We start from the raw sequence: 16,770 nt of genomic DNA, 5'->3' as shown, positions 1-16,770 counted from the left end.
TATTTTTCATCTATAACTAATTTACCGTTCAACTTCGAGTATATCGATAATTTTGTTTACCACAGCATCATGCCCTTCCTTACTGAGATGATGACCGTCTGGCAATATTAAATCAGCCTTGAAATCTATAGTGATTCGTTTTCCTGGAAAAACTTTATCAATTAATCCGTTATAGCTATCGACCACATCTGTAAAATCCCCGCAATTCTCCTTCAAATTATGAAAAGGAGGGCAGATAGAAATAAAATAAAAATCCTTAGATGCGCAATGAAGCTCCTTACCTAACTTCACTAAGGTAGATTGAAACTGATTCTCGCCGACCCACGGCCGACCTATTAATTTGTACGCCCAAGGCTGTCTAAGCAGGTACTTGACGGCTAACCTAACTACTGGTGTAGCTTGCAATATTTTAAGAGCTAGTCTACTTCCTAAGCGGGGAGTGAGGTCCACTATTCCAACTTGAATTAAACACAAGTCAAATCGATGCTCGCCTCCGCAAAGTGACCTTGGCATGTAATAGTTATTAAGGGTGGTTAGCTCGGATAGCACATCTTTTATACCGCTTCCACCTCTGGTTCTATTCAACACCCGAAGTCCGCGTTCTACTAATTGATATGGCCAGGTATTCCTGTAATACACTGAATACTTTGGTCGCCCGAAAGACAGCGAGTCTCCCAAAATCAAAATATCTGAAGCCACTAGCTACCCGTTGAGCAAGAAGTCTTTATAAGCTATTTTCAATCCGGACATTAAAGCCACTTGTGGCTCCCAACCCAGTCCAGATATCCGCCGGATATCTAATAACTTACGGGGCGCCCCATCAGGCTTACTCAGATCCCATACAATCTCACCTCTGTACCCAACCGCGAGAGCCACAGACTCCGTCAACTCCTTGATTGTACAATCATGACCAGATCCGACGTTAATGTGAGACAGCATAGGCTCAGTGCATTGTATGTAGATCTCCGAGCTTAGATTCATAACATGCACACTGGCAGCTGCCATATCTTCTACAAACAAAAACTCACGTTTTGGGGTACCAGAGCCCCAAGCAACAACACTTGGAGCATCATTAACTTTAGCCTCGTGAAAGCGACGAATTAGCGCAGGTATAACGTGAGAATTCTCAGGGTGGTAGTTATCTCCCGGCCCATAAAGGTTAGTCGGCATAACAGAACGGTAATCACGTCCATACTGCCGATTGTAACTTTCACACAGTTTAATGCCGGCTATCTTTGCTATGGCATACGGTTCATTTGTAGGCTCTAACGTTCCTGTCAGAAGCGCGGACTCTCTCATAGGTTGCTCTGCAAGTTTTGGATAAATACAGGAAGAACCGAGAAACAAAAGCTTCTGGATGTTAGTTATATGCGCGGCATGAATAATGTTCGCCTCTATCATAAGGTTTTGATAGATGAACTCAGCTGGATATGTATTGTTCGCGTGAATGCCGCCAACCTTCGCTGCAGCTAAATAAATCTGGTCGACCGCGTTGTTCTTAAAGAATTGAAATACTTGTGCTTGGTTGGTCAAATCAAGTTCATCACGCGTTGCTGTGATAACTTGATTTGAAGGGTCTTTTTCTAACTGACGAACGATGGCGCTTCCCACCATTCCACGATGACCGGCTACAAAAATGCTAGTGGACGACATTTTAACGACCTTCCTCAATAGATACCGGCACATTGTGTCCGTTAGCTTTCAAGAACGCATGTCGTTGCGCGACTTTCAGATCTTCTGCTACCATCTCTCCGCACATCTCTTGCACAGTGATTTCAGGCACCCAGCCGAGCTTCTGCTTAGCGTTGGTTGGATCGCCTAGCAAGGTCTCAACCTCAGCAGGGCGGAAGTATCGTGGGTCTACTCTCACGATCACATCACCGGCATCAAGCGCAGGAGCTTTATCACCGTCTATTCCGGTTACTATAGCTTTCTCCTCGACACCTTCACCCTCAAATTTCAGTTGGACTCCCAACTCTAAGGCAGACCACTCTATAAACTGACGCACGGAATACTGTACTCCGGTAGCGATTACATAATCCTCCGGTTGGTCTTGTTGTAGCATCATCCATTGCATACGTACGTAATCCTTTGCGTGTCCCCAGTCACGCAGAGCATCCAAATTACCCATATAAAGACAATCTTCCAGTCCTTGCGCGATGTTTGCTAGTCCCCTGGTGATTTTTCGGGTTACGAAAGTCTCTCCTCTACGCGGTGATTCATGGTTGAAGAGAATTCCGTTACATGCATACATTCCGTAGGCTTCGCGGTAGTTTACGGTTATCCAGTAGGCGTAGAGCTTTGCAACCGCGTATGGAGATCGCGGATAGAAAGGAGTTGTTTCTTTCTGCGGAATCTCTTGAACCAGCCCATAAAGTTCCGATGTTGACGCTTGGTAGAACCGAGTTTTGTTCTCCAGCCCTAGGAAACGAATGGCTTCTAACAGACGAAGCGTCCCCATACCGTCAACATCTGCAGTGTACTCTGGAGACTCGAATGATACAGCCACGTGAGACTGAGCACCGAGGTTATACACTTCATCTGGCTGCACCTCTTGCAGAATTCGAGTGAGGTTGGAGGAGTCCGTCAAGTCACCGTAGTGCAGCACGAAGTTGGCGTTGTCTACATGAGGATCTTGATATATGTGGTCCACGCGCTGGGTATTGAAAAGCGATGCACGCCGCTTGATACCATGCACCTCATATCCTTTTTCCAGTAGAAATTCTGCTAGGTAAGAGCCGTCTTGCCCGGTAACACCTGTTATTAATGCTTTTTTCATTTCTTTAAACCTATAAATTAGCAAGCTGGCCTAGATAAAAAAGATAACGATGAACCTCATGAAAATTACAGTCGCACATCTGAATCTTCTTTTGGAAAGACACCTTTAACGTCATAAAAAATATGATTCCGCTTACAAAAACTTCTTATTGTAGAAGCGCCCATTTCTTTGAATACTGTATGACCAACAGCCAGAACAACAGCGTCGTAACATCCTAATCTCGGGCTTGCCAACATATTCTCACCGCAGAAATCGCTGAAGCATTCCTGGCTTATCCAAGGATCGTAAAAATCGATATTAACACCTAGCTCGTTCAGCTCTGATGAAATGTCTAACACCCTTGTATTACGTATATCGGGACAATTTTCCTTAAAAGTGACACCTAAAATCAGTACGCGACTACCATCTACATGTATTCGTTTCTTAAGCATCGCCATCATTAAATCTTTCGCAACGAATGCCCCCATACCACGATTGATGCGTCGACCGGCCAAAATAACATCAGGGACATACCCCACAGATTGAGCCTTGTGGGTTAGATAATAGGGATCAACACCGATGCAATGGCCCCCAACAAGACCAGGTCTAAACGGCATGAAGTTCCATTTTGTCTCGGCAGCCTCTAGAACCTCATGGGTATCAATACCCAAACGTCTGAAAATCATCGACAATTCGTTGATTAGCGCTATATTCAAATCGCGCTGAGTATTTTCTATAACCTTTGCAGCCTCGGCGACTTTGATGGAACTCGCTTTGTGTGTACCGGCGTCGACAACAATGTTATAGACCTCGTCCACAAAACTAGCCACTTCTGCGGTAGATCCGGAAGTAATCTTCGTGATTTTGCGGAGAGTATTGACTTTGTCACCTGGATTGATACGTTCAGGGCTGTAGCCCGCGAAAAAGTCCACGTTGAAATTAAGCCCACTGTTTTTTTCGATGATAGGAATGCAGACTTCTTCTGTGGCACCTGGGTAAACTGTGGACTCGTACACTACAATATCACCGCTTTTGATCACCGTGGCTAACATCGCAGACGCTTTTCGCAGTGGTGTAAGGTCTGGAGCATTATTTTCATCGACTGGCGTAGGTACGGTGACTATATAAAAATTAGCGTCGTGCAGTTTCGCCACATCCGATTCGAACACCAACCCAGTTGCTTGCTTCAGTGCAACTTCATCAACTTCTAACGTCGCATCGTAACCAGCCTTGAGCTCAGCTACACGTTTCTCATTTATATCAAAACCGATTACAGGCCGATCTTTACCAAACTCTACAGCCAGCGGTAAACCAACATAGCCGAGGCCTATAACGGCAATTTTGAGACTAGATATATCCACAAATCATCCTTATGTGCCGTAGCAACTTACTAACAGCATTCTATTGCGGTAAAGCGCTGTTTCGTCAAAATACGATCAAGCCTTCCCGCAGAATCGCCTTATTTCTTTACAAACTTAATTGCTATTTTTACAAACCAGTTTTCGTAACCAACTGATTAGACAGAGATATTGAAAACGCATAAGGGCCACGTATCGCTGCCTATGCTAGATACATCAATATGGCTCAGCTACTTAACTAAGCATGAGCTTTTGGGGGTTTTATTAAGGACTCTGCAGGTATTCCTAGCCCCTCATGCAATTTCCAGATCATTTTCAGAGTCAGTGAGCGCTTATGATTGAGAATCTCATAGACGCGATTCCTCTTACCGATCATCGGCTCCAAATCCTTTGCTTTCAGACCTTTGCGCTGCATTTCGAATTTAATTGCCTCTACTGGGTCAGGCAGTTCCATCGGAAAGTGTTTCGCTTCATAGGCTTCAATCAGCGTAATCATGACATCCAACTTTTCGCCCTCAGGCGTGTCGGGGCCTGACATCATTAGGCTTTCTACTTCGACGAGTGCAGAGCGATAGTCTGAATCACTCTTTATCGGTTTGATATCCATCACAATTCTCCTCATCTAGATCGTTTGAGCATCAACATTGTCGTATTGTTTATGAGTTCCAATAAATCGCACATAGACAACCTTATATGTGAAGTTTATCCAAACGATAAGTCGATACTTATTTCCTGCAATGTTGAACACCACTCGTCCATCCTTGAGAATGCTTGCACTGCGAAAGTCTTGCTTTACATCAGAGGGCGTTTTCCAGTCAGCCGCTAACGCATAACGGTACCAAGCCAACACCGGCTCCTTTGCATCGATGTATTGCGGATACTTTTCCCAAAATTCTTTGAGGGTTGATAGTGCAATGATTCTCATAAGGAAAATAGTAGTCCCGAAATGGGACTTTTTCAACTATAAGCGGGGCCTTTAGTTCAGTTAAAAATAACAAGGTTGAGACAACGATAGTATTAGGGCAGCTACTCTACGCCTATCGACCTTGACATACGGCCAACCATTCAACCCTCCCTAAAGAACCACTTCATATTCCTTCAGAATGTTTTCTCGGAAGCTATCGGGGATTCGATTCCAATCTAAAACCTGCACCAAAATCGGTATTGAGGACTCTTGCAACAGGTCCTTGATAGTGAGGACTTCACCGAGATCAACCTGGTCATAGCCATCGGGTAGCACTACCAAATCAAGATCACTACCTTCGTGCGCCATACCATTGACGCGACTTCCACAAGCCCAGATTTTTACCGGCTTTTTAAACGACTCTTTGGCTAGCCGAACAATTTCTTTGTGATCCTTGTCTCTAAGCAGCACCTAGGACGTCTGCCAGCCGCTTAGCATCAATGATAAATTCCGAGATCAGCAGCAAGGTGGTATTTGCTAGTTTCTCGCCATAGTCATGGCTCGTGCAGTTGCGATTGTCCCCATATTGCAACCAGCTCTCGGTTTCATCCGTGGTAATGAGACTATGCAATGCAGCATAGCGAAAGCACGCTCCAGTGCTGATATGTGTTTCAAATAGAATGTCGTATCAATCTTTTGATGGTTCATCGAAGGCGACTCACACTCTCGTCGCTTAATGCCGTTTCACAGCAAGTTTATAAACAAGATTCCGCTCTCGTTTTCCAACCGCAACAACGATTACGGTGACCGTGTTGTCATTAACTTCATACACCAGCCTGAAGCCTGCTTGGCGGAGCTTTATCTTGTACCTATTTTTGGAACCCGACAGTCTCGACGCGGGTACATGCGGATGAGCACAGCGTTCGATAAGTTTTTTCTTAAACTGCTCTTTAACATTTGCCGAGAGTTTATCCCACTCCTGTTTTGCCTCGACTCTGAATGCTAACTTATAAGTCATTTAGGTCGACTTCTATGAGCGCCTGATTACTGCGCTCATCTGCGATCATATTGAGTTCGACGTCCTCTAGACGATCTGTAATCTCTTCCCAAGCAGCGGCCGGAATACAATAAAAATCTGGCTCGTTGTGATTCAACACCGCAACCGGAAAGCCTTCGCCTTGCGCAACAACCGAACTCGGATTTTTCTTCAGCTCCGAAATGCTGACACACAGATCAGCTAAGACTTGGCGTGGCATATAAATTCTCCGCACTAATGGATAAGACCTAAATATAGACCTTAAATAAGGTCTTATCAAGCCGTTGCGACCTATTAAACGACCTCTAAATCAGTCTTAAATTGGCGTACGCTCTATAAGTTAGCCTTTTCAGTAAAGTCAGCCTAGGCTAAGAACAGATCAAGGAGGATCTGACTATGAGCAAGGAAGCCGAGCGTTTCGTCGATGCGCTACTTGTTAAACTTGAGGGCGCATTTTCGCCTGCCACCCTAAAGTCCAATCGCTGTAACTTCTTACACTATGCGCGCTGGGCAGAGTCTAATGCTCTACCCCTCTTTCCAATACAGCCGGCGCATCTAGCAAGTTATATTGAAGCCATGCAGAGCGGGTACAGAAGCGCCACGATTCATAGCCGTATAACGTCGCTTCGTGCAATCTGCTTCTACGCAAAACTAGACGATCCCACTAAATCCGCCGAGGTTAAGCTCGCCCTGCGACGCATGTATCGCAGACTGGGCCGGCACCAGAAGCAGGCCTACCCGCTCACGCGTGACATCCTCGAACAACTCCTTAACCGCTGTAACGCCTCTCTTATGGGTCGGCGTAACGAACTTTTGCTGCGGATCGGTTACGAAACCATGCGCCGAAGTGCTGAAATCTGCAGCTTCAGATTCGACGACCTCATCAAACTACCTGACGCTCGCCATGCACTACTACTGCGCTTCTCAAAAACAGACCAAGAGGGCGAGGGACGTATCATTAGCATTAGCGACCTGCTAGCGCGACGCATAGATCGCTGGAGCCGACGCTTAGCACTAAAACAGGGCCCTATCTTGCGTGCTATTAGCAAAGACAAGCGCGAACTCGGACCACTTAAAAGCGGCGCGATCAACCCGATTCTGTGCGATCTGCAGAACCGCGCGAAGTTGTCGCATCTACCCAAACTCACAGGGCACTCTTTTCGTGTCGGTGCGGCACTGGACATGCTGCGCAGTGGCGTTCCGCTCGAGAAAATCATGCTGCGCGGTGGCTGGCGTAAACGCTCCACTGCCCTGCGCTATCTCAAAGCCTGGGTCGATGATGTAAACCCCGCATCTCTCGAGGTTCAGCTTGCTCTACAACACCAAACACCCCCGCAACGAGGCGAGAAATAGCCATGCAGCCTAGTCCCGAACAGTTTATCGATGCGCTCTTGGACTCCATCGATGGCGCCTTCTCGGCCAACTCTCGCACCGCTTACCGGGGTGACTTTTTGCACTATGCAAACTGGATATCAACGACGAAGTTTTCGCTATTTCCAGTGACGGCTGAAGCCGTAGCAAGCTATATTGCGGCTATGCAAAGGGTACATAAAAGCGCCACAATCCGTCGCAGAGTTGATGCGCTGAGTAGCATCTGTTTCTTCGCAAAGTTAGAAGACCCCACTAAGTCACCTGAGGTAAAACTTGCCTTAAAACGCATGCACCGCCAGATTGGGCGGCATCAAAAACAGGCTTACCCGCTTACTTGGGATCTCATTGAACAGATACTGACACGCTGCGATGACTCTCTCACGGGCCAACGTAATCAACTTCTATTAAGGCTCGGTTATGAAACCATGCGACGCCGAGCTGAGATCTGTTCATTTCGCTTCGAAGATCTACAACAACTGCCGGACGGAAATTGTGGTCTCTTTTTGCGTTTCTCCAAGACCGACCAAACGGGCAAAGGACGTTTAATTCCTATAAGCGACACGCTCAGTAACCTAATCAAGGCCTGGAGCGAGAGCATCTCTCTTAATGAAGGACAGATTCTCAGAGCAGTTCGCAGAGGTAACAACCTTGCAGGCCCTCTGCGCCCGGAGTCAGTCACTGCAATCCTAGTAGACCTTCAATACCGCTCGCGGTTACGCCATCTACCCAACCTATCGGGGCACTCATTCCGAGTCGGCGCTGCGCTGGATCTTCTGCGCGCGGGTGTACCCATCGAAAAAATCATGCTGCGCGGCGGGTGGACTAAAGAGAGCACAACTCTTCGATACCTTCAGAGCTGGGTGGATGATGTTAATCCAGCAGAGCTGGACGAACCCAGTACGAAGGCTCAATCAGATCCAAACAGATCGCGGGTGTAGACCTTATCAGCTACGTCAGTCAATGCGTCTGACCGTCGATTTGCAATGATCACATCGCTCTCAGCCTTAAATGCATCCAGGTCTCGAATCACACGCGATTTAAAGAACTCATCTTCATGTAACGCCGGCTCATAGATAACCACTTCAATACCCTTGGCTTTTATACGCTTCATCACGCCTTGGATTGCAGATGCGCGAAAGTTGTCAGAACCGGTCTTCATGACTAAACGGTAAATACCAACAACCTTTGGGTTCTTGCGAATAATCGAATCTGCAATAAAGTCTTTACGCGTGGTATTCGAATCCACAATTGCGCGAATGATGTTTGACGGCACATCTTCGTAGTTTGCCAGGAGCTGCTTAGTGTCTTTAGGTAAGCAGTAACCGCCATAACCGAAACTTGGGTTGTTATAGTGATTACCGATACGCGGATCTAGACATACGCCGTCGATCACTTGGCGGCTATCTAGCCCATGAGTCTCGGCATAGGTATCTAACTCGTTGAAGTACGCAACACGCATAGCTAAGTAGGTATTAGCGAATAACTTAATCGCCTCTGCCTCGGTGCTACCGGTGAAGAGGATATCAATGTTCTCTTTCACCGCGCCCTGCGCCAACAGATTAGCGAACGTTGTGGCGCGATCGCTCTGCTCACCCACTACGATACGCGATGGGTGCAGGTTGTCGTAAAGCGCACGGCCTTCTCGTAGGAACTCTGGCGAGAAGATCAAATTATTTGTCTCGTATCGCTCGCGCGCTTCGCGCGTAAATCCAACTGGGATGGTCGATTTGATGACCATCAGCGCATCGGGGTTTACCGCTATCACATCCTGTATGACCGCTTCGACACTGGAGGTGTTGAAGTAGTTAGTTTTCGGGTCGTAATCCGTTGGGGTGGAGATGATGACAAAATCAGCCCCCGAATACGCCTTCGCCTTATCGGTTGTCGCAGTGAGATTCAACTCACGCTTAGCTAGAAAATCCTCGATCTCTTTGTCTTCAATGGGTGACTTACGGGCGTTGATCATCTCTACTTTCGCTTCGAGAATATCAACGGCTACCACTTCATTGTGTTGTGCGAGGAGAACGGCGTTTGAGAGGCCGACGTAGCCTGTGCCTGCTACTGCGATTTTCATCTCTGCGAATCCTTCTGTGCAGCCCGCGCTTTGGGTAAATAAACCATGTGACTACTAGCCATTTAGCTTGGCCTGAATTTGTTCGATCTCGGCTTTGAGTCGGTCGCACTCCGCTTGCTTTCTGTGCAGAAAGCGTGCGGTAATCGCTACTTTTTCTGTCAGCCCTTTGGGCGTCAGAAGATACAGGTAACCCGCTTTGTTGTTCGACTTCTTGAAATTCTCGGCCTTTACCAGTCCGCGATCGATAAGCGCACCTAGGACGAAGTTCGCTTTACCCACACTCACCCCGAGATGCTCAGCGAGCTCGCGCTGGCTAATATCAGGTTGATCCTCGAGTTTCTCGAGAATCCGGTAGTCGTATTCGAGGTTAGTATCAGGCATTAGAGGGCTTTAGACACGCTACCGCCCCGGCTTGCCACCGTGCGGTTTCTATATGTTCAAGTTGTGAACAGAGATTAACATAGGAAATGAGACGGTTGTAAGACTTGCAAAAAGAAAATGTCGCGGTTTTTAGACTTGTTTGAAATGGCGATACGACGCGGTGTAATAATGCACTAAGACACCCAGTTCTCAAGTCGGATTCCAGGGACTCGTGCAAACTCTTTTTCGTTGTTACTGACTAAGACTAAACCAAGTGAGCGCGCATGCCCGGCGATCATCTGATCGTATGGCCCGATTAGTGTTCCTTGTTTTGCAAGCTCGGCTCTGAGTTGCCCAGTATGAGCAGCAGCATTGGTGTCATAATCTAACACCTCGAGTCGCGCTACAAATCCTTCAATCGCAACTAGGTTCGCCTCGGGATTAGAGGATTTCTCCGCTCCATAAACGAGCTCCATATAGGTGATACTTGAGATCGCCATCTGGTCATTGTGTTGCGTGAACGCAGCTCTAACCTCAGGGGGACGGTTCTTCATTGTGTAGATAACGATGTTTGTATCCAGGAGGTATTTGAGCATCAGAAACCTTCGCGCTCCTGATCAGCAGGCTGATCACGGAGAGACATGAAGTCATCAGTAACCCTCGGACCATCAAACCAACTATCCCACCCTTCTCCCGTAGGCACGATCAAACGGGCTCTACCAAGCGCAATAATATCGACCCGTTTCACCTCATCGGGTAGGGCGACGGCTTTTGGCAGGCGAACCGCTTGGGTCGTATTACTTTTGAAAACAGAACTACTCTCCATACACGCCTCACGGATATACAATAGGTATATCCATAATAGCAGAAGAGTTATGAATTAACAGTAATTAGGCGTTGATGGTTTTTAGGGTGGGCGTTAACCACTCAACCGCTTCAGTGTGAACCTCATCAACAGTGCGATCTTGAGTCGTGATCACAGGAGAGATCACCACGTCGATGGTGCCCGGTGTTTTGATCAAGCTTTTGCCGGGCCAGAAGCGGCCTGCATTGTGGGCGATGCCGACCATCGGCACCTGATTACTGACGGCAAGCATCGCACCACCCTTGTTCCACTTGCCCATTTCGCCTGCGGGCAGTCGTGTACCCTGAGGAAATATTAGTAGCGGAATACCGCGCGATAGCCGGTCTTTACCCTGCTCTAGCAGCACTTTGAGTGCGCCGCGCTTTTGGCTACGGTCCAGCGCAATGGGTTCTAGCAGCGCCAGCGCCCAACCGAAGAACGGAATTTTTAGAAGTTCTTGTTTGAGCACAACCACCTGAGGCTGAATTAAAAGCTGGAAGTAGATCGTCTCCCACTCACTCTGATGGTTAGCGATAGCAACGTAAGCGCCCTCTTTGGGTAGGTTCTCACGCCCCTGAACATTCACTTTTACGCCACAGGCGATGCGTAACCAGAAGATGTAGAAGTAGTTGATGGCGGTGACGAAATAGAAACGCGGCTTGAACGGCAAAAAACGCGCAACAATAAGCGATAGCGTTGCCCAGAAAATCGTCATGGGATAGAAGGCCGCGTAATAGATAAGTGCGCGGATAGCGCCGATGAGCTTCACCGCTTAACCCCCGGTTACCGGCGGGAAGAAGGCGATCTCGTCACCATCTTTGATGCTTTCACCGCGCTCACACATTTCGTGGTTAACAGCGGTTAGAACTGGAGTACTGGTAATTGCATCAGTCCAAGCAGATCCGTGGAGTTCACCTAAGTGCGCGATTAGCTCGGCAAGCGTCTCAACGTTCGCGGGCAGTTCAAGCTGCTCTTCAGAGCGGCCGATTTTCTCTTTAAGGCTGGCGAAGTAGATTATTTTTAGCATAATTATTTATTCCGCACTCCAGTGTCCTGATTTACCGCCTTTCTTCTCTATCAGGCGTACCTGATCGATGATCATGCCCTTATCAACGGCTTTACACATATCGTAAAGGGTTAACCCTGCTACCGAAACCGCCGTAAGCGCTTCCATCTCTACGCCAGTTTGGCCGGAGAGCTTACAAACGGCAGTGATATCCACGCAGCTATCGGCTTCGTTGGGTGTCAGTTCAACCTTCACCGAGCTGAGCATCAGCGGATGGCACATTGGTATCAGATCGGAAGTGCGCTTGGCCGCCATAATGCCGGCGATACGTGCGGTGGCGATAACGTCACCTTTTTTATGACCGCCATTAATAATCAAAGACAGCGTCTCAGGATTCATGCGGACCCGCCCTTCAGCGCGGGCTTCACGGAAGGTCACCTCTTTTTCAGAGACATCCACCATGCGCGCCTGACCTTTAGCATCGATATGGGTAAATTCAGACATTATTCTTCTTCTCCAGTGCCTAGCTCTTCACTCGCCTTCAAGGCAGCGCGTTGGTTTTCAACCGGTTTGGCATACATCTTACGCAGAATCTCGCGAGCAGTGCCATCTACCTGCGCTAAACGTTCTTCAAGTTTGGCATTCGCTTCTGCATCACCCTCGCCAGCCGCAGCGAGATTGGTCGCATGCAGTCGGTAGTTCGCATGAATCTGGCGATCTAGTTCTGCTGCCAGTGCTTCATCATCTTCGAAATCAGCAGTGATCACCTCACCAAACGCCACATGCACCTGGCCTTTATCGCCGGTGATACCTCGCACTATACTCTGGATATCCTCAAACTCGCTCTTCTTGTATTCGCCATCCTCAGCCAAGGCAGCCAGTTCCGTCGCCTTCATAGCATCACAGGGGTCGAGTTCGTATGAGATGGAAACCGGAACAATGTTGAGGCGTTTCGCCTGTTCCGCAAAGCTGCGCGCTTTGCGCTGGCCGATATGCAGCATCTTGAGCATCGCAGGATCGGTACGATCGTCGCCATCCTTGGAGCGGCCAGAGCGTTGCGCAATCCAAATCGAGTGACCGCCGACAATAGAGTGGTCGATATACTGCGACAGCTGAGTCAGCACAGTTAGGCGCTCACGCCCCTGCACACCGCGTTTAACGATAAAACTCTTATTCAGTCGCATCAGGTCCGACGCATAGGGCTTGCGCAGCAGATTATCACCAATCGCAATACGCACCGTGTCCATACCGTTGTGGTAGAGCATCCAGTTAACGAATGCGGGATCCATTGCGATATCACGGTGGTTGGAGATAAACAGGTAAGCCTCTTCAGGATCAAGATTCTCGATACCACTGCAACTCAACTTCGTTGTGGTGCGGTTGATCATCTTCGCCATGTAGCTTTCGACCAACTGCTGGAACTCTTTGACGCTCGACACGTCGCCAATACGAGCTGCTAATACCTGTTTTACCACCGGTCGAAGCAGGAACCCGACATACTTTGACGCTTTGGGAAACTGATACTTGGTCAGCGCATCGATAAATTCATTGTCGTGCAGAATGTTAAACAGCACCTGCGAGACTTCATCATCACGGTAAGGACGAATATCGTGGAACGGGTCTTGATCGGTATGATTGTCGGCAGTGATAGCTTGGGAGTCGGTCATCGATTCAGGGAGATAGCTTGAATTAGCCGCCTATTCTATGTGTTTCTCGGGCGTTATGCATCGTTCTTGTCTACAAACAGCACTTAGGAATAAACACCGTTAGGTATTCAATAGCGCGCTGAAGGGGATAAAGGCGTAAGACTTCCCGGCCTCAATAGGTTCGAATGCAGGAAGATGTAGCAGCCCGTCCGCTGTCAGCGCCGAACTCAGCACGCCAGAGTTCTGACTCACCAAGGTTTTCGCGACGCCATCAATAAGAGCAACACGCACGTACTCATCTCGTTTCTGCTCCTCGCGCGAAAAGCCAACCTCTACCGGTATAGACAGTGGCGCTTTATAAACAGCGCCCTGCAGGTGCATCAAACAGGGGCGAGCCAACAGTGAGAAGGTGACCAGCGACGACATGGGGTTGCCTGGCAAGCTGAATATCGGCGTACCCTCTATCTCTGCTGCGGCAAAGGGCTTACCTGGTTTCAAGCGAATGCGCCATAGATTCAGCGTACCCAGTGATTCAATCGCCGCTTTCACATGGTCCTCTTCACCGACCGACACACCGCCAATGGTCAGTACCGCATCCGCCTGCGCAACACCCTCTTTCAGAGCAGCAACGGTGGCCTCGCGGTCATCCTCGACGCGAGGTATGCGGACCCACTCGAAACCAGCCTGCTCCAGCAGCGTACCGATCATCTGAATATTGGAGTTATAGATCTTGCCCGGTGCCAGCGGCTGCCCTGGCTCCACCAGTTCGTCACCCGTGGTGATCAGCGCTACTCTTAAGGGCTTGTAAACGTTGAGATGGGATAGCCCCATTGACGCACTTACACCAACGGCGGGCGGTGTAATGCGCGTGCCAGCCGTCAGAATGGTTTCACCTTGTTTCAGGTCCATGCCGGCCGGGCGCACCCACTCACCAGGTTTTGGCATATCCGTAACGCGGATGGCGCCGGATTCAGTAACCTGTGCATCCTCTTGGATAACGATCGTATCGGCACCCGGTGGCATCTCTGCACCGGTAAAGATGCGCGCTGCGGTGCCTGGCTGCAGTGGCTGCGGCATATGACCCGCTGGGATTCGCTGACTAACCGGTAATTCTGAGCCATCAAGGTCCGCAAAACGCACTGCGTAACCATCCATCGACGAGTTCGGCGCCGGCGGAACATTGATCGGCGCAACCACGTCTTCAGCCAAAATTCGACCCGCGCACTGATCGGTGGGCAGGGTTTCTGTCCCACAGAGGAGTGGTAGTGACGCAAGCAGCTTATCGCGTGCTTCGTCTAGCGGCATCAAAGGGGGAAGATTCTTCAAGTCACGCCTCGCGGTGATACAAATTCACGCCGACTCTATCGATGTGTGATTTAAGTTCTGGATTATCAAGCCGGTGGTAGTCAACAACATCAAATTTGTAGGGCAATGGACGATTCTCATTAAGTTCTAGTTCGATCTGAACTAGGTCTTCATACGTCAGCTCATCACCTTTGAGCGCAAGGTCCACATCAGATCCCCGTTTATAACTACCCTTGGCACGCGAACCAAAGAGTACAAGATCCTGAACCGATTTAAACGCAGCAACGGCTGATACAATGACATCCAAGTCATTCTCAGTTAGCCCCGTATCACTCACCGATCCGCTCCTTGAAACTGGCGTGCAATGCGGCCAACAGCGGTGCGTATCGGTTCCGAATTTTGTCGTCTACCTCAACAGCTGTCTTTTCGTTGTATGTGTGCGTTGTAAGGTTACGATCGGTCAACGCCTGCATCCAAGCGTGACCATCCTCAACTAAACCAGACTGAAATGCCTGTTTAATCGCATCGCGCGGGCCGACTGGAGAGAAGCCCTCAGCCTCTAAATAGTCCTTCAACAACTTCCACGCCAGCTCAAAGGAGATCTCAAAAAACTGCACGACACCCGCGCGCTCAACCACTGACGGCGTCTCTATGGTTAACGCCTGCAGCAGCAAGGAGTGTGCGCTATCAAATTGCTGAAAGCGCTGTTTCCAACGGCTGTCTTCGGTCACGTTCGTATCAGCCTTTCTGCAGCTCGAGGCGCATCTCTTTGACCTGATTCAGCAGCGCAACGAAGTTACACGGCTTGTGGGTGCTATCGAGCTGCGACTCCAGAATCGCCCAGCCATCGCGGCAGGCACCGGTAGAACCGGGTAAGCAGACGATTAGCGTACCATTCGCGAGGCCAGCAAAGGCGCGGCTCTGGATGGTGGAGGTGCCGATTTTATTCCAGCTCTCTTTACGGAACATCTCGCCGAAGCCTTCAACGTCTTTATCAAACAGTGGCTTGAGCGCTTCGGGGGTTGAATCACGCAGGCCAAAGCCAGTACCGCCAGTGCTCACAATCACCTGAACTTCAGGGTCCGCCACCCAGTGCGACACCTGCGCACGCAGAATGTAGACATCATCAGGCACCAAAGCACGGTCTAACATTTCGTGGCCCGCCTCTTTTACCGCCTTCTCCAGGTAATCACCCGAAGTATCATTCTCGAAGCTACGTGTATCTGACACCGTCAGTACCGCAATTCCTAAACTCGCTTTTGTATCGCTTGCTGCCATCTCTGCTTCCTTTGCTCTTATCCGCGTTTTTCAACTGCGGAGCGAAAACGTATTGGTGCCGCTTTCTCAGGAAACTTACCCTGAATATCGGCGTAAAACTCGTTTAATTGTGCCAGATCCTGTTCCGGATTACCGCTGAGCTGCGTCAGCGGCCCCCATCCCAGCGTCTTGGTTTTGTAATCGATGTATCCAGCCACCAGCGGCACACCAGCTTCACCTGCCAAATAGTAGAATCCTGATCGCCAGAACTCACGGTACGAGCGCGTACCCTCCGGCATCATGCCCACAACCAATGGCTCGTTCTTCGCTTTGGCTTGCTCAAAGCGCTGTACAAGCTGACCAATAAAACCGTTGCTTGAGCGCCTATCTACCGGAATACCGCCCAATGCGCGAAGGATGGAGCTCAGCGGCCACCAAAACAGCGTGTGTTTGGCCACGAAATGAAATTTCAGGCCCAGTGCGCCCTTGGCTAGCATCGCGATAAAAAAGTCTACGTTTGATGTGTGCGGGTAGCCGATCAGCACGTAGCGATCTGCTGCTGGCAACTCAGCAGGGATACGCCAGCCAATCAACTTCAGAATCAATCTACACAGCGCAGAGATCATTTGCTGCTCTTGCGCTGCACATCACGCATCAAACTGGAGATATCCAAACCCAGTGCCTCCGCGGCCTTACTGACGTCATTCGACATAACCGGTGGAATCGTGCCGGGGCGGCGCTTTCGCTCCGCCTCAGCGGCTATCTTTGCATTTAATTTAGCTTGAAGCGCCTCAAGTTGGCCGAGGCTTAGCTCAGATAAAAAATCGACAGTACGATCGTTCATTCAGGGA

At 49.2% G+C, this 16,770-nt stretch carries 26 protein-coding genes; 2 read left to right on the top strand and 24 right to left on the bottom strand.

Features of this window, described 5'->3' with window-relative positions:
* Window positions 1-21: 21 nt before the first annotated feature.
* The 10 genes from AC1WNR_RS03425 to AC1WNR_RS03380 all read right to left on the bottom strand — a co-directional run bounded on the left by AC1WNR_RS03425 (window position 22) and on the right by AC1WNR_RS03380 (window position 6,276).
* Window positions 22-699, bottom strand: coding sequence for an SGNH/GDSL hydrolase family protein (locus AC1WNR_RS03425; RefSeq protein WP_481643141.1), 678 nt, complete (start codon window positions 697-699; stop codon window positions 22-24).
* 3 nt (window positions 700-702) lie between these two features.
* Window positions 703-1,653: a GDP-L-fucose synthase gene (fcl, locus tag AC1WNR_RS03420; RefSeq protein ID WP_481643140.1), complete on the bottom strand. Its 951-nt coding sequence runs from the start codon at window positions 1,651-1,653 to the stop codon at window positions 703-705.
* A 1-nt stretch (window position 1,654) separates the two neighbouring features.
* Complete coding sequence (gene gmd, locus AC1WNR_RS03415; RefSeq protein ID WP_481643139.1) at window positions 1,655-2,779, bottom strand: GDP-mannose 4,6-dehydratase; 1,125 nt, start codon at window positions 2,777-2,779, stop codon at window positions 1,655-1,657.
* A gap of 65 nt (window positions 2,780-2,844) precedes the next feature.
* Complete coding sequence (gene tviB, locus AC1WNR_RS03410) at window positions 2,845-4,119, bottom strand: Vi polysaccharide biosynthesis UDP-N-acetylglucosamine C-6 dehydrogenase TviB (RefSeq protein ID WP_481643138.1); 1,275 nt, start codon at window positions 4,117-4,119, stop codon at window positions 2,845-2,847.
* Between the two features lie 235 nt (window positions 4,120-4,354).
* The gene (locus AC1WNR_RS03405; protein ID WP_481643137.1) at window positions 4,355-4,723 is read right to left on the bottom strand and encodes a helix-turn-helix domain-containing protein; all 369 of its coding nucleotides are present in this window, start codon (window positions 4,721-4,723) and stop codon (window positions 4,355-4,357) included.
* Window positions 4,724-4,738: 15 nt separating this feature from the next.
* Window positions 4,739-5,041 (bottom strand): type II toxin-antitoxin system HigB family toxin, encoded by a 303-nt coding sequence (locus AC1WNR_RS03400; RefSeq protein ID WP_481643136.1) that lies wholly within the window; start codon window positions 5,039-5,041, stop codon window positions 4,739-4,741.
* 150 nt (window positions 5,042-5,191) lie between these two features.
* Window positions 5,192-5,491, bottom strand: coding sequence for a nucleotidyltransferase family protein (locus tag AC1WNR_RS03395; protein WP_481643135.1), 300 nt, complete (start codon window positions 5,489-5,491; stop codon window positions 5,192-5,194).
* A complete protein-coding gene (locus tag AC1WNR_RS03390; RefSeq protein ID WP_481645355.1) occupies window positions 5,481-5,684 on the bottom strand; it encodes a nucleotidyltransferase substrate binding protein in 204 nt (67 codons plus the stop codon). The genes AC1WNR_RS03395 and AC1WNR_RS03390 overlap by 11 nt, the downstream gene beginning before the upstream one ends.
* Before the next feature lie 69 nt (window positions 5,685-5,753).
* Entirely contained in the window at window positions 5,754-6,038 is a 285-nt protein-coding gene (locus AC1WNR_RS03385) for a type II toxin-antitoxin system RelE family toxin (RefSeq protein ID WP_481643134.1), read from the bottom strand.
* Window positions 6,028-6,276, bottom strand: coding sequence for a type II toxin-antitoxin system Phd/YefM family antitoxin (locus AC1WNR_RS03380; RefSeq protein WP_481643133.1), 249 nt, complete (start codon window positions 6,274-6,276; stop codon window positions 6,028-6,030). The genes AC1WNR_RS03385 and AC1WNR_RS03380 overlap by 11 nt, the downstream gene beginning before the upstream one ends.
* Before the next feature lie 176 nt (window positions 6,277-6,452).
* Between AC1WNR_RS03380 and AC1WNR_RS03375 the strand changes: the two genes are divergently transcribed.
* Entirely contained in the window at window positions 6,453-7,409 is a 957-nt protein-coding gene (locus tag AC1WNR_RS03375; RefSeq protein ID WP_481643132.1) for a tyrosine-type recombinase/integrase, read from the top strand.
* Window positions 7,410-7,411: 2 nt separating this feature from the next.
* Window positions 7,412-8,365 carry a tyrosine-type recombinase/integrase gene (locus AC1WNR_RS03370; RefSeq protein ID WP_481643131.1) on the top strand — a complete coding sequence of 318 codons (954 nt, stop codon included), beginning with the start codon at window positions 7,412-7,414 and terminating at the stop codon, window positions 8,363-8,365.
* Here AC1WNR_RS03370 and AC1WNR_RS03365 read toward each other — a convergent pair.
* The 14 genes from AC1WNR_RS03365 to AC1WNR_RS03300 all read right to left on the bottom strand — a co-directional run bounded on the left by AC1WNR_RS03365 (window position 8,335) and on the right by AC1WNR_RS03300 (window position 16,763).
* On the bottom strand, window positions 8,335-9,501 hold the full coding sequence (locus AC1WNR_RS03365) for a nucleotide sugar dehydrogenase (protein ID WP_481643130.1): 1,167 nt from the start codon (window positions 9,499-9,501) through the stop codon (window positions 8,335-8,337). The two genes, AC1WNR_RS03370 and AC1WNR_RS03365, sit on opposite strands and share 31 nt — an antisense overlap.
* 54 nt (window positions 9,502-9,555) lie before the next feature.
* A complete protein-coding gene (locus AC1WNR_RS03360; protein ID WP_481643129.1) occupies window positions 9,556-9,882 on the bottom strand; it encodes a MarR family EPS-associated transcriptional regulator in 327 nt (108 codons plus the stop codon).
* A 173-nt stretch (window positions 9,883-10,055) separates the two neighbouring features.
* Window positions 10,056-10,457: a type II toxin-antitoxin system tRNA(fMet)-specific endonuclease VapC gene (gene vapC, locus AC1WNR_RS03355; protein ID WP_481643128.1), complete on the bottom strand. Its 402-nt coding sequence runs from the start codon at window positions 10,455-10,457 to the stop codon at window positions 10,056-10,058.
* Entirely contained in the window at window positions 10,457-10,687 is a 231-nt protein-coding gene (gene vapB, locus AC1WNR_RS03350; protein WP_481643127.1) for a type II toxin-antitoxin system VapB family antitoxin, read from the bottom strand. Before vapB ends, vapC begins: the two co-directional genes overlap by 1 nt.
* 64 nt (window positions 10,688-10,751) lie before the next feature.
* Complete coding sequence (locus AC1WNR_RS03345; RefSeq protein WP_481643126.1) at window positions 10,752-11,474, bottom strand: lysophospholipid acyltransferase family protein; 723 nt, start codon at window positions 11,472-11,474, stop codon at window positions 10,752-10,754.
* A 3-nt stretch (window positions 11,475-11,477) separates the two neighbouring features.
* Window positions 11,478-11,732, bottom strand: a complete 255-nt coding sequence (gene moaD, locus AC1WNR_RS03340) for a molybdopterin converting factor subunit 1 (RefSeq protein WP_481643125.1) — start codon at window positions 11,730-11,732, stop codon at window positions 11,478-11,480.
* Between the two features lie 6 nt (window positions 11,733-11,738).
* On the bottom strand, window positions 11,739-12,215 hold the full coding sequence (gene moaC / locus AC1WNR_RS03335; RefSeq protein WP_481643124.1) for a cyclic pyranopterin monophosphate synthase MoaC: 477 nt from the start codon (window positions 12,213-12,215) through the stop codon (window positions 11,739-11,741).
* The gene (locus AC1WNR_RS03330; RefSeq protein WP_481643123.1) at window positions 12,215-13,378 is read right to left on the bottom strand and encodes a 1-acyl-sn-glycerol-3-phosphate acyltransferase; all 1,164 of its coding nucleotides are present in this window, start codon (window positions 13,376-13,378) and stop codon (window positions 12,215-12,217) included. Before AC1WNR_RS03330 ends, moaC begins: the two co-directional genes overlap by 1 nt.
* A gap of 99 nt (window positions 13,379-13,477) precedes the next feature.
* Entirely contained in the window at window positions 13,478-14,683 is a 1,206-nt protein-coding gene (locus AC1WNR_RS03325; RefSeq protein ID WP_481643122.1) for a molybdopterin molybdotransferase MoeA, read from the bottom strand.
* A gap of 1 nt (window position 14,684) precedes the next feature.
* Window positions 14,685-14,999 carry a nucleotidyltransferase family protein gene (locus AC1WNR_RS03320; RefSeq protein ID WP_481643121.1) on the bottom strand — a complete coding sequence of 105 codons (315 nt, stop codon included), beginning with the start codon at window positions 14,997-14,999 and terminating at the stop codon, window positions 14,685-14,687.
* The gene (locus tag AC1WNR_RS03315; protein ID WP_481643120.1) at window positions 14,992-15,393 is read right to left on the bottom strand and encodes a nucleotidyltransferase substrate binding protein; all 402 of its coding nucleotides are present in this window, start codon (window positions 15,391-15,393) and stop codon (window positions 14,992-14,994) included. The genes AC1WNR_RS03320 and AC1WNR_RS03315 overlap by 8 nt, the downstream gene beginning before the upstream one ends.
* Window positions 15,394-15,400: 7 nt before the next feature.
* On the bottom strand, window positions 15,401-15,940 hold the full coding sequence (gene moaB / locus AC1WNR_RS03310; protein WP_481643119.1) for a molybdenum cofactor biosynthesis protein B: 540 nt from the start codon (window positions 15,938-15,940) through the stop codon (window positions 15,401-15,403).
* A 17-nt stretch (window positions 15,941-15,957) separates the two neighbouring features.
* Window positions 15,958-16,545 (bottom strand): lysophospholipid acyltransferase family protein, encoded by a 588-nt coding sequence (locus AC1WNR_RS03305; protein ID WP_481643118.1) that lies wholly within the window; start codon window positions 16,543-16,545, stop codon window positions 15,958-15,960.
* Window positions 16,542-16,763 carry a hypothetical protein gene (locus AC1WNR_RS03300; protein WP_481643117.1) on the bottom strand — a complete coding sequence of 74 codons (222 nt, stop codon included), beginning with the start codon at window positions 16,761-16,763 and terminating at the stop codon, window positions 16,542-16,544. Before AC1WNR_RS03300 ends, AC1WNR_RS03305 begins: the two co-directional genes overlap by 4 nt.
* Between the last annotated feature and the right edge of the window lie 7 nt (window positions 16,764-16,770).

The sequence above is a fragment of the Marinobacterium marisflavi genome (assembly GCF_982447095.1).
Note: the sequence above shows the minus strand (reverse complement) of the source record. Positions and strands in the feature narration are given on the sequence as shown.